Origin of the sequence: Corynebacterium sp. HMSC077D03, assembly GCF_001808545.1 — a bacterium.
Classification (GTDB): Bacteria; Actinomycetota; Actinomycetes; order Mycobacteriales; family Mycobacteriaceae; genus Corynebacterium; species Corynebacterium simulans.
In genome coordinates, this window is sequence record NZ_KV793671.1 from 25,863 (window position 1) to 52,673 (window position 26,811).

General features: G+C 58.9%; 23 protein-coding genes and 1 pseudogene. 16 read left to right on the forward strand and 8 right to left on the reverse strand.

What is annotated here, in order from left to right; translation table 11 throughout:
- Positions 1 to 29: 29 nt before the first annotated feature.
- From pgeF to HMPREF2888_RS02935, 6 genes are all read left to right on the forward strand, one after another.
- A complete protein-coding gene (pgeF, locus tag HMPREF2888_RS02910) occupies positions 30 to 758 on the forward strand; it encodes a peptidoglycan editing factor PgeF (protein ID WP_061923470.1) in 729 nt (242 codons plus the stop codon).
- Positions 759 to 1,454 carry a YggS family pyridoxal phosphate-dependent enzyme gene (locus tag HMPREF2888_RS02915; RefSeq protein WP_061923468.1) on the forward strand — a complete coding sequence of 232 codons (696 nt, stop codon included), beginning with the start codon at positions 759 to 761 and terminating at the stop codon, positions 1,452 to 1,454. It abuts the gene before it with no gap.
- 106 nt (positions 1,455 to 1,560) lie between these two features.
- Positions 1,561 to 1,998, forward strand: coding sequence for a cell division protein SepF (locus HMPREF2888_RS02920; protein ID WP_061923465.1), 438 nt, complete (start codon positions 1,561 to 1,563; stop codon positions 1,996 to 1,998).
- Between the two features lie 126 nt (positions 1,999 to 2,124).
- Positions 2,125 to 2,415, forward strand: a complete 291-nt coding sequence (locus tag HMPREF2888_RS02925) for a YggT family protein (protein WP_061923462.1) — start codon at positions 2,125 to 2,127, stop codon at positions 2,413 to 2,415.
- A 235-nt stretch (positions 2,416 to 2,650) separates the two neighbouring features.
- Positions 2,651 to 3,808: a DivIVA domain-containing protein gene (locus HMPREF2888_RS02930; protein ID WP_061923458.1), complete on the forward strand. Its 1,158-nt coding sequence runs from the start codon at positions 2,651 to 2,653 to the stop codon at positions 3,806 to 3,808.
- Positions 3,809 to 3,866: 58 nt separating this feature from the next.
- Entirely contained in the window at positions 3,867 to 4,067 is a 201-nt protein-coding gene (locus HMPREF2888_RS02935; RefSeq protein WP_061923455.1) for a hypothetical protein, read from the forward strand.
- Positions 4,068 to 4,124: 57 nt separating this feature from the next.
- On the opposite strand, the gene HMPREF2888_RS02940 is transcribed toward HMPREF2888_RS02935, so the two are convergent.
- Entirely contained in the window at positions 4,125 to 5,150 is a 1,026-nt protein-coding gene (locus HMPREF2888_RS02940; protein WP_061923452.1) for an HNH endonuclease signature motif containing protein, read from the reverse strand.
- 344 nt (positions 5,151 to 5,494) lie between these two features.
- On the opposite strand from HMPREF2888_RS02940, the gene ileS reads away from it, so the two are divergent.
- The gene (gene ileS, locus HMPREF2888_RS02945) at positions 5,495 to 8,671 is read left to right on the forward strand and encodes an isoleucine--tRNA ligase (RefSeq protein WP_061923448.1); all 3,177 of its coding nucleotides are present in this window, start codon (positions 5,495 to 5,497) and stop codon (positions 8,669 to 8,671) included.
- 360 nt (positions 8,672 to 9,031) lie between these two features.
- On the opposite strand, the gene HMPREF2888_RS02950 is transcribed toward ileS, so the two are convergent.
- Entirely contained in the window at positions 9,032 to 10,216 is a 1,185-nt protein-coding gene (locus HMPREF2888_RS02950) for an MFS transporter (protein WP_061923445.1), read from the reverse strand.
- 131 nt (positions 10,217 to 10,347) lie between these two features.
- Positions 10,348 to 10,989, reverse strand: coding sequence for a GntR family transcriptional regulator (locus tag HMPREF2888_RS02955; RefSeq protein ID WP_061923442.1), 642 nt, complete (start codon positions 10,987 to 10,989; stop codon positions 10,348 to 10,350).
- A 168-nt stretch (positions 10,990 to 11,157) separates the two neighbouring features.
- Between HMPREF2888_RS02955 and HMPREF2888_RS02960 the strand changes: the two genes are divergently transcribed.
- Positions 11,158 to 12,585, forward strand: coding sequence for a DNA polymerase IV (locus HMPREF2888_RS02960; RefSeq protein ID WP_061923695.1), 1,428 nt, complete (start codon positions 11,158 to 11,160; stop codon positions 12,583 to 12,585).
- Positions 12,586 to 12,587: 2 nt separating this feature from the next.
- Here HMPREF2888_RS02960 and HMPREF2888_RS02965 read toward each other — a convergent pair whose 3' ends face one another.
- Complete coding sequence (locus HMPREF2888_RS02965; RefSeq protein WP_061923439.1) at positions 12,588 to 13,505, reverse strand: asparaginase; 918 nt, start codon at positions 13,503 to 13,505, stop codon at positions 12,588 to 12,590.
- Positions 13,506 to 13,673: 168 nt separating this feature from the next.
- Between HMPREF2888_RS02965 and HMPREF2888_RS02970 the strand changes: the two genes are divergently transcribed.
- On the forward strand, positions 13,674 to 14,318 hold the full coding sequence (locus tag HMPREF2888_RS02970) for a WKL family lipoprotein (protein WP_070456004.1): 645 nt from the start codon (positions 13,674 to 13,676) through the stop codon (positions 14,316 to 14,318).
- A gap of 40 nt (positions 14,319 to 14,358) precedes the next feature.
- On the opposite strand, the gene HMPREF2888_RS02975 is transcribed toward HMPREF2888_RS02970, so the two are convergent.
- Complete coding sequence (locus tag HMPREF2888_RS02975) at positions 14,359 to 15,318, reverse strand: hypothetical protein (protein ID WP_061923433.1); 960 nt, start codon at positions 15,316 to 15,318, stop codon at positions 14,359 to 14,361.
- 33 nt (positions 15,319 to 15,351) lie between these two features.
- On the opposite strand from HMPREF2888_RS02975, the gene lspA reads away from it, so the two are divergent.
- The 4 genes from lspA to HMPREF2888_RS02995 all read left to right on the forward strand — a co-directional run bounded on the left by lspA (position 15,352) and on the right by HMPREF2888_RS02995 (position 17,696).
- Positions 15,352 to 15,879, forward strand: coding sequence for a signal peptidase II (lspA, locus tag HMPREF2888_RS02980; RefSeq protein ID WP_061923430.1), 528 nt, complete (start codon positions 15,352 to 15,354; stop codon positions 15,877 to 15,879).
- Positions 15,863 to 16,786: an RluA family pseudouridine synthase gene (locus tag HMPREF2888_RS02985; protein ID WP_062038263.1), complete on the forward strand. Its 924-nt coding sequence runs from the start codon at positions 15,863 to 15,865 to the stop codon at positions 16,784 to 16,786. Before lspA ends, HMPREF2888_RS02985 begins: the two co-directional genes overlap by 17 nt.
- Positions 16,787 to 16,842: 56 nt before the next feature.
- On the forward strand, positions 16,843 to 17,358 hold the full coding sequence (locus HMPREF2888_RS02990) for a hypothetical protein (RefSeq protein WP_246815028.1): 516 nt from the start codon (positions 16,843 to 16,845) through the stop codon (positions 17,356 to 17,358).
- Positions 17,359 to 17,432: 74 nt separating this feature from the next.
- Complete coding sequence (locus HMPREF2888_RS02995; RefSeq protein ID WP_070433288.1) at positions 17,433 to 17,696, forward strand: permease; 264 nt, start codon at positions 17,433 to 17,435, stop codon at positions 17,694 to 17,696.
- Here HMPREF2888_RS02995 and rarD read toward each other — a convergent pair.
- Positions 17,693 to 18,559, reverse strand: coding sequence for an EamA family transporter RarD (rarD, locus tag HMPREF2888_RS03000; RefSeq protein ID WP_062038271.1), 867 nt, complete (start codon positions 18,557 to 18,559; stop codon positions 17,693 to 17,695). The genes HMPREF2888_RS02995 and rarD overlap by 4 nt on opposite strands.
- Positions 18,560 to 18,659: 100 nt before the next feature.
- Between rarD and dnaE the strand changes: the two genes are divergently transcribed.
- Positions 18,660 to 22,232, forward strand: coding sequence for a DNA polymerase III subunit alpha (dnaE, locus tag HMPREF2888_RS03005; RefSeq protein ID WP_061923413.1), 3,573 nt, complete (start codon positions 18,660 to 18,662; stop codon positions 22,230 to 22,232).
- Between the two features lie 130 nt (positions 22,233 to 22,362).
- Positions 22,363 to 23,399: pseudogene (locus HMPREF2888_RS03010) on the forward strand (cobalamin-independent methionine synthase II family protein).
- Between the two features lie 86 nt (positions 23,400 to 23,485).
- Here HMPREF2888_RS03010 and HMPREF2888_RS03015 read toward each other — a convergent pair.
- Both HMPREF2888_RS03015 and HMPREF2888_RS03020 read right to left on the reverse strand, forming a co-directional pair.
- Positions 23,486 to 23,986, reverse strand: coding sequence for a hypothetical protein (locus HMPREF2888_RS03015; protein WP_061923410.1), 501 nt, complete (start codon positions 23,984 to 23,986; stop codon positions 23,486 to 23,488).
- A 101-nt stretch (positions 23,987 to 24,087) separates the two neighbouring features.
- On the reverse strand, positions 24,088 to 26,007 hold the full coding sequence (locus HMPREF2888_RS03020) for a choice-of-anchor I family protein (RefSeq protein ID WP_061923407.1): 1,920 nt from the start codon (positions 26,005 to 26,007) through the stop codon (positions 24,088 to 24,090).
- A 219-nt stretch (positions 26,008 to 26,226) separates the two neighbouring features.
- Between HMPREF2888_RS03020 and HMPREF2888_RS03025 the strand changes: the two genes are divergently transcribed.
- On the forward strand, positions 26,227 to 26,811 hold a 585-nt coding region (locus HMPREF2888_RS03025), incomplete at its 3' end, for a pyridoxal-phosphate dependent enzyme (RefSeq protein WP_141744811.1).

Below are 26,811 nucleotides of genomic sequence, written 5' to 3' on the forward strand. Positions count from 1 at the left end.
CAGCAAAATACTGCGCTAACCTGGAGTGCATGCCAGTAAACGAGGAAGCACCTAAACGCCCCGTTCGCATGGTCTTTACGACTCGTGCGGGCGGGGTTTCGTCATCGCCTTACGACTCTTTCAACCTAGGCGACCACGTCGGCGATGACCCGGCAAACGTCGCCCATAACCGCGCCCGTCTCGCCAGGGTTCTCGGGCTCGATGAGATTGTGTGGATGGAACAGCTCCACACCAACACCGTTACGCGCGTCGACCGTAGCCATGTTGGCACCCCGGTGGCGGCGACCGATGCAATCGTCACTACCGAAAAGCGCTTAGGACTCGGGGTTTTGGTTGCTGATTGCACCCCCGTATTGCTCAGCGACATCTCCGCCGGCGTTATCGCCGCTGCCCATGCTGGTCGGCTCGGTGCCCGCAACGGGATCATTCGCAACACGGTTACTACGATGTGCGAGCTGGGCGCGAGCCCCTCCAATATTCAAGTTCTTCTCGGCCCCGCCGCATCGGGACTGAACTATGAGGTGCCTGAGGCTATGGCAAACGACGTCGAGAAGCATTTGCCCGGGGCGAAGACCCGCACAAAGAAGGGCACCTGGGGCGTCGACGTGCGCAAGGGCCTTGTCCGTCAGCTGATGGGGATGGGAATTACCAACATTGAAGCGGACCCTCGCTGCACCATCGAAGACAGCGACTTCTTTTCTTACCGCCGCGAAGGCACTACCGGACGCCAAGCCGGTGTTATTTGGTTGGAGGCATAAATGACACGCAAGCAGCAATTACAGGAAAACCTCGAGCGCACCCGCGCTGATATCGCAGAAATCGCCAAGAATGCCGGCCGTCCTGCGCCCGAACTGCTGCCGGTGACCAAGTTCCACCCGGCTGCCGACGTCGCGCTACTCGCCGAGCTTGGTATCACTGACGTCGCCGAGAACCGCGAACAAGAAGCCCGTGCCAAGGCGGCGGAGTTGCCGCAGATGTGTTTCCATATGATTGGCCAGATTCAGACGAAGAAGGCCAATCACGTCGCGCGGTGGGCACAAAGCGTGCATTCGTTGGATACGGAAAAGCTTGCGCGTGCGTTGGACCGGGGCGTCGGCAATGCTCTGCAAGCGGGCGAGCGCGAAGGAAAACTGCCGGTGTTCATCCAGCTCTCCCACGACGGAGATACTGCGCGCGGGGGAGTAGCCTATGCGGATGTCGATGAGCTTGTGGGCCTCGTGGAGGATCTCGACAACCTCGAACTGCGCGGTTTCATGGTCGTTCCGCCCCTAGATGCGGACCCCGTCGAAGTTTTTGCCCGAGTTCGCAAGCTCTGTGACGAGGTGAGCGGCCGCCTTGGACGGAAGCTTTTGATGTCGGCGGGAATGAGCGCAGATATGGCTGTGGCGATTGCCGCGGGAAGCGATATCGTGCGTGTCGGAACCGGCATCATGGGACCCCGCCCATTAGGTTAAGTGGCAACGCAAAAGCGCATTTCACGGGTGCAATTCACTGCTTTCACATGAGTAACATTCGCACCAAATAACATGCTCAACAATTAGGGTCAGAGGGAGACCAGAAATGTCATTGATTGATAGGACGAAAGAGTTCTTCGGACTGGGTCCGGTGGACATCGAAGCGGACGACGCATACTACGCAGACGAGCGCAGCTATGAGTCCAACGGCTCTGCTGCTTACGCGCCGCGCTCTTTCGAGCCGGCAGCGCAGGAGGAGTTCGTTCCGACTATCGTCGCGCTTTCCCTCGTTTCCTTCAACGATGCCGCCAAGGTCGGCGCACCGTTCCGTGATGGCGACGCCGTTGTCTTTGAGCTGACCGATGCGGACAAGGCGTCGGCAAAGCGTTTCATTGACTTTGCTGCTGGCCTGTGCTTCGGTCTCGAGGGTCGCATGCTCAACCTGACCAAGGGTATGGACACCGACCGTCGCGTTTTCGCCATCGTGCCGAAGGATGCAGGCATCTCCACTCTGGAGCTTGAGCGCGCAGCGCACCTGCGTTAAGCAGAAGCTTTTAAAGTAGCGCCGTCTTATCTTTCCTCTAAGTGTTGGTGGGGGAAGGGTAGGGCGGCGTTCGCCATTAGCGAGCCGAGTGCCGAACACGGGGGTAATTCATATAGGCTCGAGCGGGTGAGCATTATCGGATATAGTTTGTTGCTGCTTCTACGCATCTTCTCGTGGATTTTGGCCCTGCGAATCATCATCGAGATGATTCAGTCTTTCTCGCGCCAATTTAACCCACCGCGGTGGTTCATGGTGGTGGCAGAGCCGCTGTTTGTAGTTACTGACCCGCCAGTAAAGGAACTCCGCCGCGTGGTCCCGCCGCTGCGTCTGGGCGGTGTGGCACTGGACATGTCCATCCTTGTTTTGTTCCTGATTTTGATGCTCTTGCAACTGATTGTTGTTGGAGTGTTCTTGTAGTGCGGGTGTATTAAAACCTCCCGTTAACGTTGAGACTGCGTGCAACGTTAGATAATGTGGGCTTTTGGATATAGTCTTTACTGATATTCCGTAAAATTAAACGCACAAGTTCTTTGTTAGCGCGTCCTGTGTAGACACCTGAGTTCAGAATTTAGGTACTCTCGGGATACGTTTACATCTCCCAAAAACTCCGGACCCACCGGAGTTGCACCGACTCGAAGGGGAAGAGAAGTCAATGCCACTGTCACCAGCTGATGTTCACAACGTCGCTTTTAGCAAGCCGCCAATTGGCAAGCGTGGCTACAACGAGGATGAGGTCGACCAGTTCCTGGACCTCGTCGAGGACACCCTTGCCCAGCTGCAGGACGAGAATGATGACCTGCAGTCTCAGGTAGAGCAGCTGCAGTCCAAGGGCGGCGCTGGTGCTGTAGCGGGTGCCGCTGCAGGGTCCGCAGCTACTACGGGTGCAGACGAAGGTACCCTCCGTAAGGAGATCGAGTCCAAGCTGCGCGCTGAGTACGAGACCAAGCTTGCTGATTCCAAGAATGAAGTTGCCAAGGCTAAGGAAGAAGCAAAGCGTGCGCAGGAACAGGCAAAGAACGCTGAGTCCGCTAAGGCTTCGGCTGCTGCTTCCTCGAACAACGATGCTGAGCTGAAGGCTGCACGGGAGGACGCTGCAAAGGCAAAGCAAGAGCTCGAGGCAGCTCGGGCAGAGGCTACTCAGGCTAAGAAGGACCTCGAGGCTTCCAAGAAGGAGAACGAGGACCTGAAGAAGAACGCTGGCTCTGCAAAGACCGCAGCGGCTTCTGGTCTGGCTGGTGCAGGTGTTGGCGCTGCCGCAACCAAGGCTGCCGACGGCCTGGCTACCCCAGAGACCCACATGCAGGCAGCTCGCGTTCTGGGCTTGGCGCAGGAGATGGCAGACCGCCTGACCTCCGAGGCAAAGGCAGAGTCCGAGTCCATGCTCTCCGAGGCACGCACTGCCGCCGAGAAGCAGCTGACCGATGCTGATTCCCGCTCCAAGGCACAGCTCGTAGACGCTCAGCAGAAGTTCGACGCACAGCTCGCAGACGCTGATACTCTCTCCAAGAAGCTGGTTTCCGAGGCTGAGGCTAAGGCAAAGCAGACCGAGTCCGAGGCTAACTCCCGCGCTGAGGCACAGATTCGCCAGGCAGAGGAGAAGGCTGCTGCCCTGCAGGCTGACGCTGAGAAGAAGCACACCGAGGTCATGAATACCGTCAAGCAGCAGCAGACGGCTCTTGAGGCTCGTATCGCTGAGCTGCGCACCTTCGAGCGCGAGTACCGCACCCGTCTGAAGACCCTGCTGGAGTCCCAGCTGGAGGAGCTTGAGACTCGCGGCACCGCTGCTCCTAACGGCGAGGCTGGCAAGTAAAAGCTATTTATAAAGCGCCCTTCCGAGTATCCGGGAGGGCGCTTTTCTGGAGGTTTAAATGCTTGTTGCAGCACTCGTCTTGGCGTTCGTGGCTTTCCTAGCTCTCGTCAACTTCATTCTGACTGCAGCTGATTGGTCGCTGTATCTTCTCTTCGCTTCTGCCGGCCTAGGCATGGTGCTGTTCGTGATAGACGGTCTACGCAAGCGCAAACCTGATCTTGCGCAGGACGAGGAGGCAGGGGAGTACCCTGCCTCCTAGATTGTGGCGCATTGCCCTGACATTGCATTGCATATAGTCGTGGTTGTTGCCTTTTTGCTAGCCGCGCTGCCAGCGCACCTTTCCATCGACCCTGGCTAACCTACCGCGTAACGGCGGGGCGTTAGGGTCGTCCTCGTTCACGCCGTTGTGGTAATGACACAAAGTCGCAAGATTTGCCATGTTCGTTGGGCCTCCCTGCGACCAGGCGTTTAAGTGATGCACCTGACTAGTATCTGCCGGGTGATTACAACCTGGCCAAGCACAGGTGGGATTTTCCGCTCCCGCCATCAGTCTTTGCTTGTGGTTGGCAAAGCGCTTCGTGCGATAGAGATTCACTGGCCCCTCATGTGGATGCACGAGTGTGGCGAAGTCAAGGCACGAGTCCAGTGCTCTTCTCACGAATTCCGCGCCGGACATGACGGCGCCGTTTGTCATTTGCAGGCTTATCTCCTCGCCGTCGCCCTGCAAGATCTTTGCCAGCGCGGGCAGTTGTACGATGACGTTGGTATGTACCCGCGGCCTTTCTCCGGTTGCGCTAGACACCCTTGTTGAGTCCTTAGCAGCGGGGAAGAAGAGGTTCTCCAAAGACTCCAGGGGAGAAGCAGGGTCGATAGCCGCATGCATATCCGCGATTAAAGTCGATGGGCCGGTGATCGCTAAAGTCCATGGCTTATCCTTGCGGCGATAAAGCTTTACTCCTTGCTCTGGCTCGCGCTCGCTATTGAGCGCCTTCAGCTTTTTCTTCGCTAGCTGCTCCATCGCGAGGGTATCGGCCTTGGTATTGCACAGTTCCTCGCGCATCTGCCACGCCGCACGTTGGGTCTTCGCGCGCATTGCGTAGCGTTCGATAACTTCGATTGTGGGCAGGGAATGGCCAAGCCTTTGCGCCGCGGCCACGGAATCGCGTTGCTGGCGGGTGAAAGCGGTGCGGCCAAAGTAGACGTCGTAAAGCGCGAGCAATTGCTGTGCCGTTTTATCCGGCGCGCCAGCCGAAATCAAAGCCTTTTCAGACAGCCCTGCGCACCCAGCCACGATGTCCATGCCTGGGCGTATTGCCGCTAAGAATGTCTGAAGTGAAGTCATAAACCCACCCTAAAAAGCCCTATCGACAAGGCACAAGGGGCAATTTTCAACCTGTGGATAACTTTGTCTCAACCGACTCATTGATATCCATTTGCACCACTCGGGAACCTCAGCCTGTGAAAAGTTGACGCCGTGGGTATAATTTCCTCACGTATGCAATGATCCGGCCATCACCGGGGAGCATCTCGGAAGAACCTAAGCCACAGAGCTTAAAAGTAGAACCGAGCGGGTGGGACCGAAATCTCCTTCACCGAAATGAAGCGGGCGCATTTTCGCGCCAAGCAGGGTGGTACCGCGAGCCGCAAGGCGCGTCCCTGCACCAGCACTCGAGTGAAGGAAGATTAATGAGCGAAAACGTAGGCGGTGTCTACCCCAAGGTAGACATGACCGGTGGTTCCACCCGTTTCCCCGACATGGAGGAAATCGTCCAGAAGTTCTGGAAGGAAGACGATACCTTCAAAGCCAGCTTGGACCAGACCAAGGATTGTCCTGAGTACATCTTCTATGATGGCCCTCCCTTCGCGAATGGCCTGCCACACTACGGTCACCTCCTGACCGGCTACGTCAAGGACATCGTCCCTCGTTACCGCACGATGGCAGGCAATTATGTGCCACGTATCTTCGGTTGGGATACCCACGGCTTGCCGGCTGAGTTGGAGGCGGAAAAGCAGCTGGGCATCACGGACAAGGCTCAGATTCAGGACATGGGTCTAGCCAAGTTCAATGAGTACTGCGAGAAGTCCGTTATGCAGTATGCAGATGAGTGGGAAGACTACGTCAACCGCCAGGCACGCTGGGTTGATTTCGAGAATGGCTACAAGACGCTCGATATCAACTACATGGAATCTGTTATGTGGGCTTTCAAGGAGCTCTACGATAAGGGCCTTATCTACCAAGGATTCCGCGTGCTGCCTTATTCCTGGGCGGAGCATACTTCGCTGTCTAACCAGGAAACTCGCCTGGATGATTCTTATAAGATGCGCCAAGACCCGACGCTGACGGTGACTTTCCCGGTTACTGGTGCGAAGGCTGATTCGGCGGCTGCGGAGACGCTTTCCGCACATCCTGCGCTTGCCGACGCCTCCTTCCTCGCCTGGACCACGACACCTTGGACTTTGCCGTCGAATGCTGCATTGGCGGTCCACCCTGAGGTTAACTATGTCCTGTTCAAAGCTACGGATGGCGACTTCGCGGGCCACACGTTCATCATGGCCGAGGCTTTGACGGCGACGTTGGCCAAGGAACTCGGCGAGGTAGAAGTCCTCGAAACTTTCCAGGGCAATCAGTTGGAAGGCTTTACCTACGAGCCGATCTTCGGATTCTTCCCAGAGCTGGAGAACGCCTACCAGGTCATCCTTGCAGATTACGTCACCACTGAAGACGGCACCGGCGTGGTTCACCAGGCTCCAGCCTTTGGTGAGGACGATATGTTGACCTGCCAGAAGTACGGCATCGAACTTGCCATCCCAGTAGATGAGGACGGCGAATTTACCTCGCAGGTTCCGCCGTATGAGGGCCAGTTGGTCTTCGATGCGAACAAGGACATCATCAAGGATCTTAAAGCTGCTGGCCGCGTGGTTCGCCACGTGACGATTGAGCACTCCTACCCGCACTCTTGGCGTTCGGGCGAGCCTCTTATTTACAAGGCAATGCCGGCGTGGTTTGTGAAGGTGACCGAGTTCCGTGACCGCATGGTGGAGCTAAACCACAACGAAATCGAGTGGTTGCCGGAGCATATCCGCGATGGCCAGTTCGGTAAGTGGCTGGAAGGCGCACGAGATTGGAACATCTCTCGTACTCGCTACTGGGGTGCACCGATTCCGGCGTGGGTTTCCGATAACCCGGAGTACCCGCGCGTTGATGTCTACGGTTCTTTGGATGAGCTGGAGGCAGACTTCGGCGTGCGTCCTACCTCCTTGCACCGCCCATACATCGATGAGCTGACCCGCCCGAACCCGGATGACCCGACGGGCAAGTCCATGATGGTTCGTGTGCCGGACGTGCTGGATTGCTGGTTCGAGTCTGGTTCGATGCCGTTTGCGCAAAAGCACTACCCGTTTGAGAACAAAGAGTGGTTCGAGACGCATTCGCCGTCTGACTTCATCGTGGAGTACTCGGGCCAGACGCGTGGTTGGTTCTACGTGATGCACGTACTGTCTACGGCGCTGTTTGACCGTCCGGCGTATAACAAGGTCGTCGCTCACGGCATCGTCTTGGGCAATGATGGTCTGAAGATGTCGAAGTCTAAGGGCAACTACCCGAACGTCAACGAGGTCTTTGACCGCGATGGCTCGGATGCGATGCGCTGGTTCTTGATGTCCAGCCCGATTCTGCGCGGCGGCAATCTGATCGTCACGGAGCAGGGCATCCGCGAGGGCGTGCGCCAGGCCATCTTGCCGATCTGGAATGCGTATACCTTCCTGCAGCTCTACGCGAGCCGCGAGGCGAAGTTTGATGTCACTTCGGGCAATGTTCTTGACCGCTACATCCTGGCTAAGACCCATGACTTGGTGGAGCATACCGATGCGGCGTTGGCGAATACTGACATCGCTGCGGCGACGGAGGAGGTGCGTCACTTCGCGGACGTGCTGACCAACTGGTACGTGCGTCGCTCGCGTGACCGCTTCTGGTCGGGAGAGGAAGAGCACGCAGAGGCCTTTAACACCCTCTACACCGTGCTGGAGACTGTCACCCGCGTGGTGGCTCCGCTGCTGCCACACGTGGCTGAGGTCATCTACCGCGGCCTGACCGGCGAGCGCTCCGTGCACTTGGCTAGCTACCCGAAGGCTGAGGATTACCCGGCTGATGCGGAGCTGGTTTCCGCGATGGATGCAGTGCGCGCGGTAGCTTCCGCAGCCTCGAGCGTGCGTAAGTCCAACAAGCTACGTAACCGCCTGCCGCTGCCGAAGCTGACCGTGGCCATGGCTGATTCCGCGCAGCTCGCTGACTTTGCGGACATCATCCGCGATGAGGTCAACGTGAAGGATGTCATTCTGACCGACGACGTCGATTCCGTGGGCACCTTCGAGGTTGTCTGTAATGCAAAGATCGCGGGTCCGCGCTTGGGCAAGGACGTCCAGCGCGCAATCAAGAACCTGAAGGCGGGTAATTACGAGCGCCGTGGTGACGAGGTTGTCGTTGACGGCGATATCGTTCTGGGCGCTGATGAGTACACCGAGCGTCTGCAGGCGGCGAACCCGGCATCGACGGCGCGTATCGACGGCATCGATGGCCTCGTGGTCTTGGACACCGAGGTGACCGAGGAGCTCGAGGCAGAAGGCTGGGCCGCCGACGTCATCCGCGGCCTGCAGGATGCCCGTAAAGCCGAGGACTTTGAAGTCTATGACCGCATCAGCGTTGTCCTGTCCGTTCCGGCCGAGAAGGAAGAATGGGCACAGCGTCACGCGGAGCACATTGCGGCTGAGGTTCTGGCCACCGAGTTCAATGTGGTTACCGAGCCTCTCGAAGGCCACAAGGTGGTCAAGGACGTCACCGCGACCGTCGCGCGCACGAACGTATAGACACCTGGATGTCAGAGCTTAAGTGAATAATGCCCGGAAGGAGGTAGTCTCTCCTTCCGGGCACGTTTCTTTTTGGCCAGTTACCTGGGTATTTTTCTGTGTAGATTTGCAGGTATGCGAATCGAACACATGGCCATGTACGTACAGGGCTAAAGACCTATTTTCTGAGTTTCGAAGACGGTGCCCGTTTCGAAATCATGGCGCGACCAGGCCATGAAAAGCGGCTAGCTTCGGCTGGGTGGAATCATTTGGCATTGTCTGTGGGCAGCCGCGAGAAGGTAAATCGTCTCGCGGCGCATGGGTACTATGAATTCGCCTTTCTTGATGCGGAGGTGACTATTTAGGCCACAGTGCGCAAAGTCAGCGCTGTGCGCCGGGCAGGTGCGCACGCCAGGCAATAGTGACGTTGATTAGACACAAAATGGCCAAAATGCTGCCGATGATGAAAAGCTTCGTAAATCCGATGTAGGCCGATAGCGCGCTAAACGCCATAGGGATGAAGAAGCCGGTATAGGAGATGGAGTAGTACACGGCGGTGAGGCCTGCCAGCTCCTCTTCACCGGCGATCCGCTGGACCTCGGAGAGTCCTGCGACAAGGGCGAGGCCGTAGCCAGCGCCCATCGTGGCGGCAGCGGCGATGCCCAAAGGCAGCGACAACGTCTGCGCTGCGAAGGCCGCGACGAAAGCCCCGAGCGTAATAACCGCCATGGCGATCGCGGATGCTCGGGCGGACTTATGGGTATCGATGAGGCGTCCGAGCATTTGCACGCCAACGCCGCAGCCTAAAGTAATGACGGTCATGAGGCCGGAGAACGCAATGGGCGTTTGCCCCGCAGACGTGGCGAGCAACTGCGGGAGCAAGGCATAGGCGGCACCGGCACATCCGAATACCCACGGGGCAACGGGAACGACCACGCGCAGGAAGCGCTTGTGAGCGGCGGCCGGGATATGCAGCATTTCGAGCATCTCGCGAACCTTCAGCTCCAAGATGGTGGTCTTTACCGTACCGTGGCGTGGCTCACGAGTTTCCGGAGTATACGTCAGCCAAACCGCAGTCGCGAGAGTCAGCAGAATGTGCAGGATATAAGCTAAGTGCGTGGGCCAAGGGCCCCATTGCGCCAGTACCGAGGCGATTCCGGCGCCTACCAAGAATCCGATGGTAAGGCACAGCGAAGCTTTTCTTGCACCGGCCGCGGGGTCCCCTCCAGCCCGGGAGACAAGCTCGGTAATCCACGTGGAACCCACCGCCATAACAAGGCCCAGCGCCATGCCACACAGCACGCGACCTAGCGCGATGATAAGCGGCTCATGCGGAGCGATGGACAGCAGGAAAGATCCCAGCAGCGACAAAGGCGCGGCCGGCAGGAGAGTAGGCTTGCGGCCGATGAGGTCGGATAGCGGGCCTCCCACAAGCAACGCGGGGACGATTCCTAAGACATAAGCCGCGAGCAAACCGTTGACGGTCACCTGCGAAAAGTGCGAAGTCTCGCGGTACATCACCAACAATGGGGTGAACTCGTTGCCGCCCCACGCGACCGCCACCATTGAACCGGCGACGGGAAACCACGAATGAGGCCTAAACGAAGGCAACACCTCCGGCGCCGGCGATGCGCTAGGCGCGGACTCAGTCGCGGGCACAGGGGAAAGCGACGATGTGGATGTTGAGGTTTGAGTGCTCACAGTTGATTCCTAGAAGTAGTCAGGTGGTCTTCGAGTTCGGTGAGGTAGGTGGAGTAGTTGCCGTGGCGGAGGGCTTCGGCAAGCAGGCGGTGCTGGGCGACGAAGCCACGCGCTCGCTCCACATTGCGGCCAATTGCCGTGGCTGTGAAGCGCTGCTGACGCTCGCGCAGCGTGTGACCGAGATGGGCAAGCAGGCTATTGCCGCCGTTGTCCATGATGGTTTGGTGGAAACGCGCATCGAGGTGGGCGTATGTGCGCAGGTCACCGGCGTTGAGCGCGGCGTCTTGTTCCGCGATGGTCGCATCGAGGCGATCAGCAATGACGGCGCGCTCTGCGGCGGGGAGGGCGCAGATATGGCGGGCGGAGTGGGCGTCGACAAGCAGGCGCGCCTCGTAGACCTCGCGAATCTCGCGCGGGCTGATCGGGACCACCAGCGCGCCGCGTTTGGGATAGAGCTTCAAAAAGCCCTCAACTTCCAAGCGGAGGAAGGCCTCGCGCATGGGAGTCCTGCTCATCCCGAGCTCTGAGGCGATGACTGCCTCGGAGAGCATCTCGGATTCGGCAATGTCACCTTCGATGATTGCACGCTTGACCCATTCATAGGCGCGCTCGGCGGCTGGTGTGCTTGCATTTGACATGCATTCATCTTGCATACAAGCCACGGGCGTTGTCTAAAAAATCGTGCTATTCGTGAGGCGGTGATCACCTTCGTGCTTTATGAGATCTGCGAGACTTTTCGCGTGTTTTCCATGCTAGAAAGCTGGGCAGTGCATGACATTTAGGACGCATGTTCTAAAATGGGGCGCATGCAACGCTGGGTTTTACACATCGACATGGACGCTTTTTTCGCGTCCGTCGAGCAGCTGACCCGGCCCACTTTGCGTGGGCGCCCGGTGTTGGTCGCGGGCGTCGGCGGGCGCGGCGTCGTGGCGGGCGCATCCTATGAGGCCCGCGCGTTCGGCGCCCACTCAGCTATGCCCACTTTCCGCGCCCAGCAGCTGGTTGGTCTGCGCGGAGTGGTGGTGCAGCCGCGGCACGTGGTGTACTCGGCGGCGTCGAAAAGAGTGTTTAAGATTCTCGCGGAACACGTGGGAGTTATAGAGCAGCTTTCCGTTGATGAGGCCTTTATGGAGCCTGAAGCTTTGATCGGCGCGAGCCCAGAAGAAGTAAAAGAATGGGCAGATAACCTGCGGGAGCTGATTCGTGCGGAGACTGGCCTGCCGAGTTCGATTGGGGCGGGTTCGGGTAAGCAATTTGCCAAGATTGGTTCTGGGGAGGCGAAGCCGGACGGCACGTTTGTGATTCCAGCAGAAAAACAGTTGGAGATTCTCCACCCCATGCCGGTGGGAAAGCTGTGGGGCGTAGGGCCTGTAACGAGGACGAAGCTCGCGGCTATCGGTGTGGAGACCATCGGGCAGCTGGCGGCGATGTCGCAAAAAGAAGTGGAGATTTCTTTAGGCGCGACGATTGGTGTGGGTTTGTGGAAGCTCGCTCAAGGCATCGACGACAGGGCGGTGGCCCCGCGCGCAGTGGCCAAGCAGATTTCCACGGAGCATACCTATCCTAAGGATTTGCTCACGGTAGCGGAGGTAGACGCTGCGATTGTGAGGGCGGCGGAGGGCGCGCATCGGCGCTTGCTTCGCGACGGCCGCGGTGCCCGCACCGTCTCCGTCAAACTGCGGATGGCAGATTTCCACATCGAATCGCGCTCGGCCACGCTTCCTTATGCCACGGATGATGTGGAAACCTTAAAAGCAACGGCATTCAAGCTCGCGCGCTATCCCGATGAGCTTGGCCCGATTCGTTTGGTGGGCGTGAGCTATTCGGGCTTGGAGGCCGCGCGCCAAGACGTACTCTTTCCTGAGCTGGACCGCGTGGTGGTGCGCCCGCCGAGTAAAGCGGACGATGACTACGAGGCCGGAGTTTCGGACAACGCACTTGATGAGGGGCGCGTGGAAGTAAGCATCGAGGACGAACCCGATAGCACGTGGCGGGCAACGCAAGACGTTTATCATCCCGATTATGGCCACGGCTGGATTCAGGGCGCCGGTCACGGTGTGGTCAGCGTGCGGTTTGAAACGCGTGCGACAGGCCCCGGCCGCACCAAATCCTTTGCTGCTGATGATCCGGATCTAATGCCCGGGGACCCACTTGATTCTTTGGCATGGCCGGAGTGGTTTGTGCAGGACGCTGATCCGGATGCTGAACCAGGCACTGAGTCAGGCGCTGTGTAAAGCTAGCGCGAGTATTGTTTCGGCGCTGCTTTGGCGGCGAAAACTTCGGAGACGGGAGTGCCGGTGGCGAGGGCGGCGGCGAGAAGGATTCGCGCTTGACCGGGGCGGAAAGCGCCAGCACTAACCGCGCCTTTATCGGCAAGCGTTGCACCACCACCGGAGCCGCCGTAGGCGAGGGAAGTAGTGCCGTAGGGCACGCGGGTGCTGATGGCAACGGGAAGGCCTGCTTCGAGTGCGCGCGCTACGCCTTCGCCCATACCTTCGCCCATGTTTCCGGAACCGAGCGCCTCGATGACGAGGCCCGAAAAGTGGGGAATGGCGGCGTCGACAAGCGTGGCGTCAGCGCCGGGGTACGCGGCAAGGATGGCAACCGGGTGTGGTGCGAGTGGGGCAAGCGGTAGGGGAAAGAGATTGGATTCGCCAACGGGCATCGATTCAAAGCCGTTGAGATGAAAGGTGTGGTTCTTGCGTGCCCCGCGCGCCGGGATGGTCATGCCTCCGAACTGGATATAAACACCGGGGGTTCCTTGCTCGATGAGGTGCAGGCTGTCGTGGAGGTTGCGCGGACCGTCGCCTCCGGGATGATCGAAAGACCGCTGCGCGCCTGTGAGAACAACGGGCTTTGTGCCCGGATCAAAAATGGAAAGCGCCATGGCGGTTTCTTCCATGGAATCCGTGCCATGGGTGATGAGGATGCCGTCGATGTCGGTGCGGGTGAGTTGCACGTGGACGGTGCCGAGCAGCTCATCGAGATCCGCCAAGGTGATGGAGCTGGAGTCGAGTTGGCGGAATTCGATGACTTCAATGTCTGCCGAAAGGCTACGGGCCAGTTCCTGGCCGGTGACTGTTGGAATGAGCGAGCCGTCCGCGGCCGCGGTGCAGGCGATGGTGCCGCCGGTGGCGATAAGCGCGATAGTCATGGACTCCACCCTAGCGATTAGCGGCGGGGTATTAGTAGCGAAAAAGATGGTGTTGGTGGGCGCGGGGCGCACGGAAATGGAAGTGGCGTGGGTAATGTGGTGTGAAGAAAAGCGACAATTATCGTGCGCTAAGATGCGAAGTCGCGCCACCCAACGTGAGGAGAAAAAGTGAAGTTCACCAAGCTCGGGGCCGCTCTCATGGCCGTTAGTGCTGCTACCGCTTTGGCTGCCTGCTCTTCTTCCGATGAAGCTGACAAGGCTAAACCATCATCTGCTGAGAAGTCCTCGAGTGCAGAGGAGACCTCAATTGCCTCCACTGAGATTCCGGATGCAGCTGCCCTCAACGCCATCCTGACCAAGGCCACCGACCCGAACGTGCCGGTCGAGGAAAAGACCAAGACCGTGCAAGGCTCCGAGGAGGCGCCAGAGCTTTTCGACGTCATGGCAGCCTCCCAGGCAGAGTCCGGCGCAGTTTTTGAGGTCGTCGACCCAGTGCTGCCGGGCTACAGCCCAGAATCCGCGCTGGCTACCGTTAACTTCTCTACCCCGGATGGCCAGGGCCAGACCGCAGACCAGGTTGAGTTTGTCTTCGAAAACGGCGACTGGAAGCTGTCGAAGAACTGGGCCTGCATCTTGGTTTCCAACATCGTGCCGCCAGAGCAAGTCCCGCCGATGTGCGCGGATACCGCAGGCGGCGCTGCAGGTGCGCCGGCAGAAAACGCTCCGGCCGAGCAGCCAACAGAGGGCGCTCCGGCAGAACAACCCGCCGAGCAGCCGGCAGAAGGTGCGCCAGCCGAGCAGCCGGCGCAGTAACAAGCGCTAGAAAAGAAGAGCTAAAACTCGAAGCCGGGAACTACTTAGCTGGGGAGAACTTCAGATCTGTGGTGGTGGACTGCACCACGCGCAGGTCGGAGGAGTCGGCGCCGTAGGTGATTTTGGTGTCGATGGCCACCTCGCCGTCGGTTGGCAGCGGCTGCGATAGGTCCACGGTCAGCTGGCCAGAGGAATCGGTTGTGGAGTCCATGACCTTGAGCTCTTTATCAGCCAGCTCCGTGCCCGCGGCTTGCCCTTCGAAAGACAGCGCGCCCAGGGATGGGCGCTGCTTTACAGAAACACTGAGCTTGACGACGTCGCCGTCCTGCTCATCCAGCGTATAAGTTGCGGTTTGCAGCAAAGTGGACTCGCCGGCCACGCGGGATTCCACTGACCACTTTGCGCCCTTGCCGATTTCCTCGTCCGGGAAGACTACAGGTAGGGAAGTCAGCTTCATGATGGCCTGTTCAGTAATGCCGCGGGCCTCGTCGGTGCCGTCTTGCGGCGCGGCCAAGCGCAGCGAAGACATCTGGCCCGAGTCCTCGGCACGCCAGCCAAACTGGAATCCCTCGCCGGAGGAAGCATCAGCATCCCCGGAGTATTCCGGCGTGCCGCTGGTGGCAAAAACGTTGCGGGTAGCAGGCAGCTGGCCCTCGACGTTCTCGGTAGCCTCATCGACGCTGGCCTCTAGCGGCAGCGTCGTGGTGGCCGCCTTAATCTTGGAGGCATTGAAGTCCTTGGCAGCTGTTGACTTCATCAGGTCCTGGCTAAAGCCCTCGGTTACGGAATAGGTGACTTTCTGCTCGGCATCGATGTCGTGGTAGGAAAGCACCCGCTTTTCTCCGCTGCCTGCGGATTCGACGGTGATACGCGGGGCGTCGATTGGCAGGCCCACCGGCTGCTCAACGGTTGGCGCAGGCTTTTCATAGGAGCAGGCGCTAAGCGGTGAGGCGGCGAGCGCGAGGACAGAAACGGTGGCTAAAGCTTTAACACGGAACACAGCATTCCAAATTACCGGAAGCGGGTGTTTAGAATGACTTGGGTGAGTCAAAAAAGAAGGAGTTTCGTTGGGCTGATGGCCGCGGTAGTTACCGCGGTGGCCGTCATTGACCAAGCAGTAAAGCAAATAATGCTGTCCATCCTCACTGAGGGGGAGCCGATGAATATTATCGGCGGATGGTTCCGCTTCTACCTTCTGTTTAACCCCGGCGCGGCCTTTTCTATGGGCGGCGAGGGCAGTACTTGGCTGTTTACCACCATTCAGCTGGCATTCGTTGTGGGCGTGGCTATCGCGGCGCCGCGGATGAAGGACAAATGGCAGGCCGTGAGCTTAGCCATGATCGCCGGCGGCGCGCTGGGTAACCTCATCGACCGACTCTTCCGCGAGCCGGGCTTTTGGTTTGGTCATGTAGTGGATTACATCTCCGTGGGACGGTTCGCAGTATTTAATCTGGCGGATGCCTCGATTACCTGCGGCGTAGTGGTATTCATTGTGGCGATGTTGCTGGAAGATACAAAGAAGCAAGCAGAAAAGGCAGGTGGCGATGCGCGAGAGTCGTAGACTTCCGATTCCAGAAGGCCTCGAGGGCATGCGTGCCGACGCCGCCTTGGCCAAGCTCATCGGTATCTCCCGGGCAAAGGCTGCGGATTTGTGCATGGCTGGCGACGTCGAGATGGACGGTGCTGCGGTAGCCAAGTCCGACCGCTTGGAGGCAGGCGGCTGGATTGACGTCATGATGCCCGCGCCGGAGGAGCCGCTGATTCCGAAGGAAGAACTCGTCGAGGGCATGGATGTGCTCTATGCCGATGACGATGTCATCTGCGTGCACAAGCCGGTGGGCGTGGCAGCGCATCCGACGCTGGGCTGGGAAGGCCCCACGGTCATCGGCGGTTTGCGCGCGGCGGGCTACCAGCTTGCCGACGCGGGGCCTACCGAACGCAAGGGCATCGTCCACCGCCTTGACGTCGGCACCTCGGGCGTGATGGTGGTGGCCGCAAGTGAGCGCGCCTATTCGCAGCTGAAGGCAGCGTTTAAAGAACGCACCGTGACCAAGACCTATCACGCGGTGGTCCAGGGCCTCCCGGACCCGATTGTGGGAACCATCGATGCGCCGATTGGCCGCCATCCCTCCTCCGGCTGGAAGTTTGCGGTGGTAGACGATGGCAAGCACGCCGTGACCCACTACAAGCTACTTGAAGCCTTTCGCGAGGCCAGCCTGCTCGAGGTACACCTAGAAACTGGGCGCACCCACCAGATTCGCGTGCACATGGCGGCAACGGGGCATCCCTGCGTGGGCGATCCCATGTATGGCTGCGATCCGAACCTGGCCAAGCGCCTGCGGCTGGTTAGGCAGTGGCTGCATGCGGTGACGTTGGGCTTTGCCCACCCGGGAACGGGCAAGTACTTCGAGGTGTCGGCGCCGTATCCGGATGATCTGCGCTTTGCGCTGGAGGAACTACGCGGATGAGGCATCCACCGGAGATTTATCGGCGGCGTCGGATAGCAGCGGGCGTTATGGCAGTAATGTTTGTTCTATTCATCCTGCTGTGCTTTGGGCTTTTCGGTACCAAGTCGACGGTGGCTCTGCAGGGGGATCAGCTAGGCCCCGATAATGAGTCGCGGGAGGAATACATAGCGCGGGCGGCAGATGCGCTTGCTGCTGCCGATGAACCGTCATATGCGTTGGTCAGCTTTGACGAGTCATTGAACTCGCAGCAGGTCGCCGCTCTGGCGCAGCCGGCCCCGCGCATGAGCGCCATCATCTTAGGGATGGCGGCACCTTTGGCAGTGCCGGAGCCTACTGCAGGAGCAGACCGCGCTGGCGTTATCGATACGGAGATAAAGCGCCTGCGCGATTCCTATGCGGGAGTAGGCCAAGCGAATGTGCCGTCGAAGGTGGATGCGGTCATCGTCTGGGCTGATGGCGATAGCCTGCGCGAGATTGCCGGTAACGAGTTGGTTGCTGCAGTAGAACCCGCGCCTGCCGACGCCGCCTGGGGCAGCTTTGGCGTCCGGCCCCTAAATTCCTTGCAGTACTAGTGCATGCTCAAGCACGGGCTCTCGCGAAAGGGCTCGCAAAAGAACCGGAAGAAGGAACACAGAAGAGGATAAAGATGCGCATTTTTGCCGATACCAGCGCCTGGATGCCGAACTACCGCTTTGCCTATATTGCCGTGTGGGTGGGGCTGGTGTTCTGTCTTATTGGGCTGGTGTTTCTGTTTTTTACTTCCGGTGAGCCGCTTTCGATTGGCATCTGTGCCTTCGTGGCCGTCTATTGCTTGTTTATGATTTTTCAGATGCCGCGCTGGGCGCTTGATGCGCGGGAAGAAAAAGAAAGGCGCCGCCGAGCAAAGGCAGCGCGGAAAGAGATGCGTTAGCGGGCGCGGCGTCGGGAAGCGCGGCGCGTGCGGACCAGATCCGCGAGGTAGATGATAACCGCCACCCAGATGATGCCAAAGCCAATCCAGCGGGCGGTGGACATGTGCTCGTGATTGACAAACAGTGCCCAGAGCATCTGCATGATAGGGGTCATGTACTGCAGCATGCCCACTGTGGCCAGCGGTAGCTGTTTGGCGCCCTTGGCAAAGCACAGCAGCGGCAAAGCGGTGATCAGGCCGGAGGCAATCAGAAGCACAATGTGGCTGGGGCCTTCGCTGGCAAATGTGGATTGGCCTTGGAAGGTTAGCCAGACCAGATAGCCGATTGCCACCGGCAGCATCGCGATGGTCTCCGCCGCCACCGAACCAGTAGAGGAGACGTGGATGCGCTTTTTCATAAGGCCGTAGATGCCAAAGCTAAACGCCAAAGCCAGGGAGATATACGGTGCCTGGCCGGTCATAAACGTCAGCCAGATAACGGCGATGAAGGCCACTCCAACCGATGCCGCCTGCGCCTTGTTGAGCGTTTCCTTCAAGAAGATGATGCCGAGCGCCACCGAAACAAGCGGGTTGATGAAGTAGCCCAGCGCGGCGTCGGCAACATGCCCGGAGTTAATCGCAATGACGTAAGTGCCCCAGTTGACCGTAATGGCCACACCACACGCGAGCATCCATCCCCACGTGCGTGCGCTAAACGCCCGTAACTCGCGCCAACCGCCGGTGAGGAAAAGGAAACCGGTAACCAGCACGGCAGTCCACACGATGCGGTGCGCCAGAATCTCCAGCGGGCTCGCTGGCAGCAAAAGCGGGAAGAAAGCGGGGAAGAAGCCCCACATGAGATAGGCAGCAATGGTGTAAATCATCGGGAAATAATGTACTCGTTGGCAGCCGAAACTGCGAAGAATTCTTGTCAGTATTTTCGGCGCGGCGTCGGGGTTTGACGCGCCCGCTAAACTAACCCGCATGGCGAAAAACTCCTCCTTTGTTCACCTTCACAATCACACCGAGTTCTCGATGTTGGACGGCATGGCCAAGGTGGACATGCTCGCCGATGAGGTGGTGCGCCAGGAGATGCCGGCCGTGGGCATGACCGACCACGGCAATATGTATGGCTCTAACGCTTTCTATAAGAGGATGACCAGCGCGGGTGTGAAACCCATCATCGGCATTGAGGCCTACATGGCGCCGGAGTCCCGCTTTAACAAAAAGCGCGTGCTGTGGGGCACTCCTGATCAAAAGCGCGACGACGTCTCCGCATCGGGTGCTTACCTGCACCAAACCATGCTGGCGGAAAACGCGACGGGCCTGAAAAACCTGTTCAAGCTTTCCTCGCTGGCTTCTTATGAGGGCCAATTGGGTAAGTGGCCGCGTATGGATGCCGAGCTCATCGCAGAGCATGCAGAAGGCATCATCGCCACCACCGGCTGCCCGTCTGGCGACGTCCAGACTCGCCTGCGCTTAGGGCAGTTCGACGAGGCGCTGGAGGCTGCGGCGATGTGGCAGGACATCTATGGCAAGGACAACTTCTTCTTGGAGCTCATGGACCACGGGCTCGACATCGAGAAGCGCACGCGTGACGGCCTGTTGGAAATCGGCCGCAAACTGGACTTGCCGCCGCTTGTTACCAATGACTGCCACTACGTGCTGGAAAGCCAGGCGCCCTCGCATGAGGCAATGCTGTGTGTGCAGACCGGCAAGACCTTCATGGACCCGGATCGCTTCAAGTTTGACGGCACCGGTTACTACATCAAATCCGCAGCGCAGATGCGTGAGATCTGGGATGACATGATTCCAGACGGCTGCGATAACACCCTGTGGATCGCCGAACGCGTACAGGACTACGGCGAGATTTGGGAGGAGCATACCCACGACCGCATGCCGATTGCGGACGTGCCGGAAGGTCACACGCCAACTTCCTGGCTGACCCACGAGGTGATGGAGGGCCTGCAGGATCGCTTCCCGGGCAAGGAGGTGCCGGAGGAGTACGTGAAGCGCGCTGAGTATGAAATCAGCGTCATCGATATGAAGGGTTATCCTTCCTACTTCCTCATCGTGGCCGAGCTCATCAAGCATGCGCGATCCGTGGGCATTCGCGTGGGGCCGGGGCGTGGTTCCGCGGCAGGTGCGCTGGTGGCTTACGCGCTTACCATCACGAATATTGACCCAATTGAGCACGACCTCCTCTTCGAGCGATTCCTCAACCCGGAGCGTCCATCCGCACCGGATATTGATATCGACTTCGACGACCGCCGCCGTGGCGAGATGATTCAGTACGCCGCCGATCGTTGGGGCGAGGACAAGGTCGCGCAGGTGATTACCTTCGGCACCGTGAAGACCAAGCAGGCCATCAAGGACTCCGCGAAAGTGCACTTTGGCCAGCCAGGCTTCCAGATGGCTGACCGCATCAACGGCGCGCTGCCGCCTGCCATCATGGCGAAGGACATTCCGCTATCGGGCATCATGGACCCGGAGCACGAGCGCTACTCAGAGGCCACCGAGGTCCGGCAGATGATTGAGACGGACCCGGACGTCAAGAAGATTTATGAGACCGCGCGTGGTCTCGAGGGCGTCGTCCGCCAGGCCGGTGTGCACGCTTGTGCGGTGATTATGGCGTCCGTGCGCCTGATGGACCACATTCCGATGTGGCAAAGGCCTGCCGACGGCGCGTATATTACCGGCTGGGATTACCCGGCATGCGAGGCCATTGGCCTGCTGAAGATGGACTTCCTGGGACTGCGAAACCTCACAGTCATCGGCGATTGCCTAGAAAACATCAAGAAAAACCGCGGCGAGGAAATCCAACTGGAGGAAATCCACGCCGACGACCCTAACGTGTCAAAGGTATACGAGCTGCTTTCCCGCGGCGAGACCCTGGGCGTGTTCCAGCTGGACTCCGGCGGCATGCAGGAGCTGCTTAAGCGCATGAAACCGACGGGCTTTAAAGACATCGTCGCGTCGCTGGCGCTATACCGCCCGGGCCCGATGGGCGTTAACGCACACTGGGACTATGCGGACCGCAAGAACGGCCGCAAGGAAATCACGCCGATTCACCCCGAGCTGGAGGAGCCGCTGCGTGAGATCCTCGATGAGACCTATGGTCTTATCGTCTACCAGGAGCAGATCATGCGTATCTCCCAGAAGGTAGCCAATTACACCGCTGGTGAGGCAGATGGCTTCCGCAAGGCCATGGGTAAGAAGAAGCCGGAAGTCCTAGCCCAGCAGTACGACAAGTTCTGGGGCGGCATGCAGGAAAACGGCTACTCCAAGGACGCCATGGATGCGCTGTGGGGCACGATTGAGCCCTTCGCTTCCTACGCGTTTAACAAGTCCCACGCCGCAGGCTACGGCCTGGTTTCCTTCTGGACCGCGTATCTCAAGGCCTACTACGCGCCGGAGTACATGGCAGCACTGCTGACCTCGGTGGGCGATAAGAAAGATAAGTCCGCTATCTATCTTTCCGATTGCCGCCACCTTGGCATCAAGGTGCTTTCGCCCGACGTCAACGAGTCTGTGGAGAACTTCCAGGCGGTCGGTGAGGATATTCGCTTCGGCATGGGCGCTATCCGTAACGTCGGCTCGGAAGTGGTGGAGTCCATCGTCAAGACCCGCAAGGAAAAGGGCGCATTTACCTCTTTTTCGGATTACCTCGACAAGATTGAGCTGACCGCTTGCACCAAGCGCGTGACGGAATCGCTCATCAAGGCCGGCGCCTTCGATTCCATGGAGCACCCGCGCAAGGGCTTGATGCTCATCCACGAGGATGCAGTCGATGCCGTGCAGACCACGAAGAAGGCAGCGGACAAGGGGCAGTTCGACCTTTTTGCTGGCTTCGGCGGCGATGAGCAATCTGAAGTGGCTTCTGCCTTCGCCATTGATATCCCGGACGACAACTGGGAGCGCAAGCATGAGCTCGCCTTGGAGCGCGAGATGCTGGGTCTTTACGTCTCCGGCCATCCGCTGGACGGTTTCGAGGAAGCACTTGAGTCGCAGACGGATACGCCACTGCCGAAGATTCTCTCCGGCGAGGTTCACAACGGCCAGGAGCTGGTTATCGGCGGCATCATCTCGGGCGTTGACAGGCGCTTTTCCAAGCGTGATGGCTCTCCGTGGGCGATCGTGAATATGGAAGACCACAACGGCGCGCAGGTGGATATTCTGGTCTTCAACCAGGTCTATTCGCTGGTGGCACCGCAGATTGCGGAAGACAACATCATTTTGGCCAAAGTACAGGTCAAGATTCGTGACGAGCGTATGTCCCTGTTCTGCTCCGATATCCGGGTGCCGGATTTGGGGCCAGGTGGGGGAGCGGGCCTGCCGCTGCGCCTTACCATGCGCACGGATCAGTGCACGATGGAAAACATCGCCAAGCTCAAGCAGGTGCTGGTCAACAACAAGGGCGAGTCGGATGTGTACTTAACGCTTGTCGACGGCGCGGAGTCCACCATGATGGTCCTTGGCGAACACCTGCGCGTGGAGCGTTCGGGCAACCTGATGGGTGACTTGAAGGCCACGATGGGTGCCGGAATTCTGGGCTAGACGGCCGCGTGACTTTAATGGGTGAACTTAGCAGGTGAATCTAAAGCGCCAAAAGCCTTAACGCGCGTGGAGCCTTCGGTTAATCTAGACAGCACAGTCTAGAAGTGAAAAATCGGAGGTACACGCACTTATGGTCAACAAGATTCGCACTACCCACGTGGGTTCGCTGCCGCGTACGGAGGAACTGCTGGAGGCTAACCTTCAGCGTTCTGCCGGAGAAATTAGCGACGAAGCCTTTCACGAGATCCTGGAGCGCTCGGTAGACGACGTCGTAAAGCGCCAGGTAAGATTCGCCTTTCTTCGATGAAGGATCGCCGTGACCGAGCGCTTTTCGCGGAGGCCTATAACGACCCTGACTCGGGCATTTTTACCGGTCGCAAGAAGGTGGCGAACCCAGAGTTCACCGGTCCCGTGACCTACATTGGCCATGACCAGGTGGATGCGGATGTTTCTTTGCTGAAGCAGGCGATGAGCAAGGCAGGGGCCAGCAACGGCTTCGTGGCGGCATTGTCGCCGGGCTCGGCGGCGCGCCTTCCCAACAAGTTCTATGAGGAAGACATCGACCTGGTCCGCGCCTGCGGTGAGGCCCTGAAAGCGGAGTACAAGGCCATCACCGATGCTGGTCTGACTGTTCAGTTCGATGCCCCTGACCTGGCAGAGGCCTGGGATAGCGTGGTGCCGGAGCCGTCAGTGGCTGACTTCCAGGCTTTCCTGCATGAGCGCATCGCGGTGCTCAACGAGTCCATCAAGGACATCCCGCGCGAGCAGACCCGCTTGCACATCTGCTGGGGATCGTGGCATGGACCGCATGTCACCGACATCCCGTTCGGTGACATCATCGAAGAGATTCTGCAGGCCAAGGTCGGTGGTTTCTCCTTCGAGGGCGCTTCGCCGCGCCATGCCCACGAGTGGCGCGTGTGGCAGGACCACAAGCTGCCGGAGGGAACCGTCATCTACCCGGGCGTGGTTTCGCATTCCACCAATGCGGTGGAGCACCCGCAGCTCGTGGCCGATCGCATCATCAAGTTTGCCGAGCTGGTAGGCCCGGAAAACGTCGTGGCCTCGACTGACTGCGGCCTGGGTGGGCGTCTGCACTATCAGATTGCGTGGGCAAAGCTACAAGCGCTTGTCGATGGCGCCGAGCTCGCCACCCGCGAACTGTTCTAGTCCTTCTGAATAGGTCTTCCACATACGAAAAGCGGCACGCGCCCTACCCCGCGAAAGTGAGGAGCGCGTGCCGCTTCTTTAAGGTTTTAGAACTTGACGCCTGCGTTGCGCAGCATCTGCTTGACCGGCTCGAGGATGGCCGGGTTAGCCTTAGCAACCATTGCGAGGACCTGGACAACCGTAGCGACGCCGGTCAGGGCGATGGAGACCCAAGCGAAGACTTCCTTGGTCTCCTCAGATGGGCGAGCGGACTGTGCCCACTCCGGCATCTTTGACCAATTTTCCTCTTCCTTGGCCTTAGCGGCGGCGTCCTTTTCTGCAGCAACGCATGGCGGGGTTGCCGGCATGCCGGAGGAACCGTAGCCGCTGAGGATTCCCTTGAGCAGCTCCTGTGGGCCCATGAAAGAAGAACCCGCGGTGCCGGCCTCAACAGCATCCTTGTGGTCCTGAACAGCCTTATCTACCTGGGCCTGGCATTCAGCGGATAGTTCTGGCGTGGGAGCAGCTGGAGCGGCGTTTGCGGCGACAGGGGTGATGAGAGCGAGACCGGTGGCGCAAGCTGCGACCATGGTGGTGGAAAGACGCATGAGAATTAGTTCTCCTTGGAGTGTGGCGCGGGAGCCAGTGAAGGCAATTAATAACTCATCTACCGTAGCAAGCTCGCGCGAATCAAGAGCCTAAAATTTTACTAGAAGAATTTTTCCAGTTCAGAGCGCAGATGTCCAGGCAGGAAGCCGAGAACCTGGTCACGTAGGCCCGGCGTGAAGGCCACGCCCACCACCGCTGCGATTAAAGCGAAGATGCTCAGCGCCGCGCCCACGGAGGAGCCATGCACGGAGCTTCCGGTCGAGCTCAGGGAAGAACCTTGCGACGAAGCCCCGGAAGAGGCGCGCGCGGGATCGTCTGCCGAGGTGAGGTCTTCGATGTCGTAGGTGGTGGTCGTGCCGGAGACCTCATTGCCGACGATAAGCATGTAACGCCCGGTTGGGGAGTCCTTCTTGTCCACGAACGCAAAGCCCTCAGGGCCTAGGTCGCCGGCCTGGGAAAATTCATCGGTGCTGAAGTCACGGTTGTTGACGTAGGTGGTGAACTTAGCATTTGTGGGGTCGGTGACGTCGTAGACAAAGATGCCGCCGAGGCGCTCGGCGCCGATGAATGCGTAGGTCCTGTCGTCAACCTTGCCAACAGCAAGTGCCTCTGGTTCCGGGCCCTTATTGTCAGAGCGATCATCAAACTCCGCAGACTCATTGTCGGCGTTGTGGTTTAAGACGCCTTCGGCATGCAGTTTGGCGCTGATTTTCTCGAACTCGGAGCCAGAATCGAATACAACATTGCCGGCGGCGTCGTAGATAGAAAAGGAACGGCTGCCAAAGCTATAGACCGTATCGAAGCATTCTTTGTCCGCATTCCAGCCGGAAGCCGTGGTGACCTTCAGGTTGCCGGCGACTTTCTTGCTGGCAAGCTCGTCGAGGTTGGCGTCGCCAAGCGCGCCCTCACATACCTTTCCTGCCTCAATGAGGTCCTTCAGCTTGGCCTCCTCGGAGTAGACACCCGTGCCGCCATCTTTCTCATCGATGCCCCACTCGCGGGCGTCGCCCTCGTTTGCGGTGGCGAAATAGGTTTGACCGTTGGTTTGGAAAGCGCCGATAGAATCCGGCATCGACAAGCCCTTAACCCCCAGGGTGCGCAGCTCAGCGGCGTCATCTTTGTTGGAGGTATCGAGGGCTACTTGGGAGTGGTCAGCGATGTGGGCAGGCAGAATTTTTTCCACGCTTGCTGATTCGATATCAACGACCGCAATGGCATTTGCTTCCTGCAGGCTCACGTAGGCCTTGCCCTCGGCGGAGGTGATGTACTCCGGCTCGAAGTCGATGGAAGGCTTAGCATCGTGTGCCTCCGGGCCAAACACGCGCACGCCTGCGGGAAGCGGGGTGTTATCAAAAGCTCGGAAATCAGCGATGCGAGCATCTGCCTGCGTCGGCGCTGCGACATCCTGCGGCAGCGCGATGACGGAGATGGAACCCTCCGGATCGCTTAGGTAGTCATCGCCAGCTGCGTTGAGCTCGTTAGAAGGCTCGCCCTCATTGGCAAGCAGAGCGTAAGCGCCATCAGCAGTGATGTGTACGTTATCCGGCAGTGCTCCGACGGTGATACGCCCCAACTCCTCGCCCGAGTTGACGTCAAAGAAGAGAGCCTCGCCCTGCTCGGTCTTGTCTTGTTGCTGAACAGCTGCGACGGCAAGGCCATCAGGGCGGACGGCGACGGAGTTGATTTCCTTGTCGCCGCCAGCGGAGACGGTAGAAACCTTGCGCGGGTGCGCGGCGTCGGAAGCATCCAGGATATCGACCTCACCCGATACCGCGTTGATGGTCAGGATGCGCTGGGAAGCGGCGTGGAAGGCCACGATTTCCGCGGCCGATTCGCCATGCACCCCGGACTCGTAGGTGCCCAGCGGGGTGAGTTTGATTCCGGCGTCGGCGGCAGATTCTTCTACCGGTTTCGCCACGATGGCGCCATGCGCGGGGCTAACCAGCGAAAAACTGGTCACAAGGGCCGCACACATTGCGGTGGCGCGCCGGCGGAGAGAAAAACGGGGAGCTTGAGACATAAGTTGTGAATTCCTTGAAGAAAGTAGGAAGAGAGTAGGAAAGAGAGATAATTCGTGCGAGAAAACGCAGCGAAAACCATCGAATACCTTCGCTGGAGAAAGTTATCCGCATGCTAACTTCAGCTAACTCTCCAGATAGTTCTGAGTGAACTTCCCATAAACCGGTCGATTATTAGATAATCGCATCCCGCGGGGTAGCGGACACGCTAAACTTGGCGCATGACTGAAACTTCCGCTGCTTATTCACCGATCCATGCCTCCGATATTCAGATGGCACAGGCGAGAATTAGCTCGGAAATTTCTCCCACACCCCTGCACTATTGCCCGCGCCTTTCCCAAGAAATAGGCGCTGAAGTTTATCTCAAGCGCGAAGACCTGCAAGACGTGCGCTCTTATAAAATCCGCGGCGCGCTGTATGGCATCTCAAACCTTTCGGCGGAGCAGCGCCGTCTCGGCATCGTGACAGCTTCGGCCGGAAACCATGCGCAAGGCGTAGCTTATGCTTGCCGTTCGATGGGCATTCGAGGAAAAATCTTCGTCCCAGAACCTACTCCGAAGCAAAAACGCGACCGCATTAAGGTACATGGGGCAGACATGGTGGAGCTGGTGGTCACCGGTTCCACGTTCGATGAGGCCGCCGCAGCCGCGCATGCCGACGCCGCCGAGCACGGCGCCATTTTCATCGAGCCCTTCGACGCGCGTGACACCGTTACGGGGCAAGGCACCGTCGCTGCCGAGGTGCTTGCGCAACTGTCAGCACAGGGCAAGTCCCTGGATACCATGGTGGTTCCCGTCGGCGGGGGG

Excerpts from the sequence above, each read along its gene's own strand:
- pgeF (WP_061923470.1), top strand. The coding sequence starts at position 30 with ATGCCAGTAAACGAGGAAGCACCTAAACGCCCCGTTCGCATGGTCTTT.
- HMPREF2888_RS02915 (WP_061923468.1), top strand. The coding sequence starts at position 759 with ATGACACGCAAGCAGCAATTACAGGAAAACCTCGAGCGCACCCGCGCT.
- HMPREF2888_RS02920 (WP_061923465.1), top strand. The coding sequence starts at position 1,561 with ATGTCATTGATTGATAGGACGAAAGAGTTCTTCGGACTGGGTCCGGTG.
- HMPREF2888_RS02930 (WP_061923458.1), top strand. The coding sequence starts at position 2,651 with ATGCCACTGTCACCAGCTGATGTTCACAACGTCGCTTTTAGCAAGCCG.
- HMPREF2888_RS02935 (WP_061923455.1), top strand. The coding sequence starts at position 3,867 with ATGCTTGTTGCAGCACTCGTCTTGGCGTTCGTGGCTTTCCTAGCTCTC.
- HMPREF2888_RS02940 (WP_061923452.1), bottom strand. The coding sequence starts at position 5,150 with ATGACTTCACTTCAGACATTCTTAGCGGCAATACGCCCAGGCATGGAC.
- ileS (WP_061923448.1), top strand. The coding sequence starts at position 5,495 with ATGAGCGAAAACGTAGGCGGTGTCTACCCCAAGGTAGACATGACCGGT.
- HMPREF2888_RS02950 (WP_061923445.1), bottom strand. The coding sequence starts at position 10,216 with ATGGTGGCGGTCGCGTGGGGCGGCAACGAGTTCACCCCATTGTTGGTG.
- HMPREF2888_RS02955 (WP_061923442.1), bottom strand. The coding sequence starts at position 10,989 with ATGTCAAATGCAAGCACACCAGCCGCCGAGCGCGCCTATGAATGGGTC.
- HMPREF2888_RS02960 (WP_061923695.1), top strand. The coding sequence starts at position 11,158 with ATGCAACGCTGGGTTTTACACATCGACATGGACGCTTTTTTCGCGTCC.
- HMPREF2888_RS02965 (WP_061923439.1), bottom strand. The coding sequence starts at position 13,505 with ATGACTATCGCGCTTATCGCCACCGGCGGCACCATCGCCTGCACCGCG.
- lspA (WP_061923430.1), top strand. The coding sequence starts at position 15,352 with ATGACTTGGGTGAGTCAAAAAAGAAGGAGTTTCGTTGGGCTGATGGCC.
- HMPREF2888_RS02985 (WP_062038263.1), top strand. The coding sequence starts at position 15,863 with ATGCGCGAGAGTCGTAGACTTCCGATTCCAGAAGGCCTCGAGGGCATG.
- HMPREF2888_RS02990 (WP_246815028.1), top strand. The coding sequence starts at position 16,843 with ATGTTTGTTCTATTCATCCTGCTGTGCTTTGGGCTTTTCGGTACCAAG.
- HMPREF2888_RS02995 (WP_070433288.1), top strand. The coding sequence starts at position 17,433 with ATGCGCATTTTTGCCGATACCAGCGCCTGGATGCCGAACTACCGCTTT.
- rarD (WP_062038271.1), bottom strand. The coding sequence starts at position 18,559 with ATGATTTACACCATTGCTGCCTATCTCATGTGGGGCTTCTTCCCCGCT.
- dnaE (WP_061923413.1), top strand. The coding sequence starts at position 18,660 with ATGGCGAAAAACTCCTCCTTTGTTCACCTTCACAATCACACCGAGTTC.
- HMPREF2888_RS03015 (WP_061923410.1), bottom strand. The coding sequence starts at position 23,986 with ATGCGTCTTTCCACCACCATGGTCGCAGCTTGCGCCACCGGTCTCGCT.
- HMPREF2888_RS03020 (WP_061923407.1), bottom strand. The coding sequence starts at position 26,007 with ATGTCTCAAGCTCCCCGTTTTTCTCTCCGCCGGCGCGCCACCGCAATG.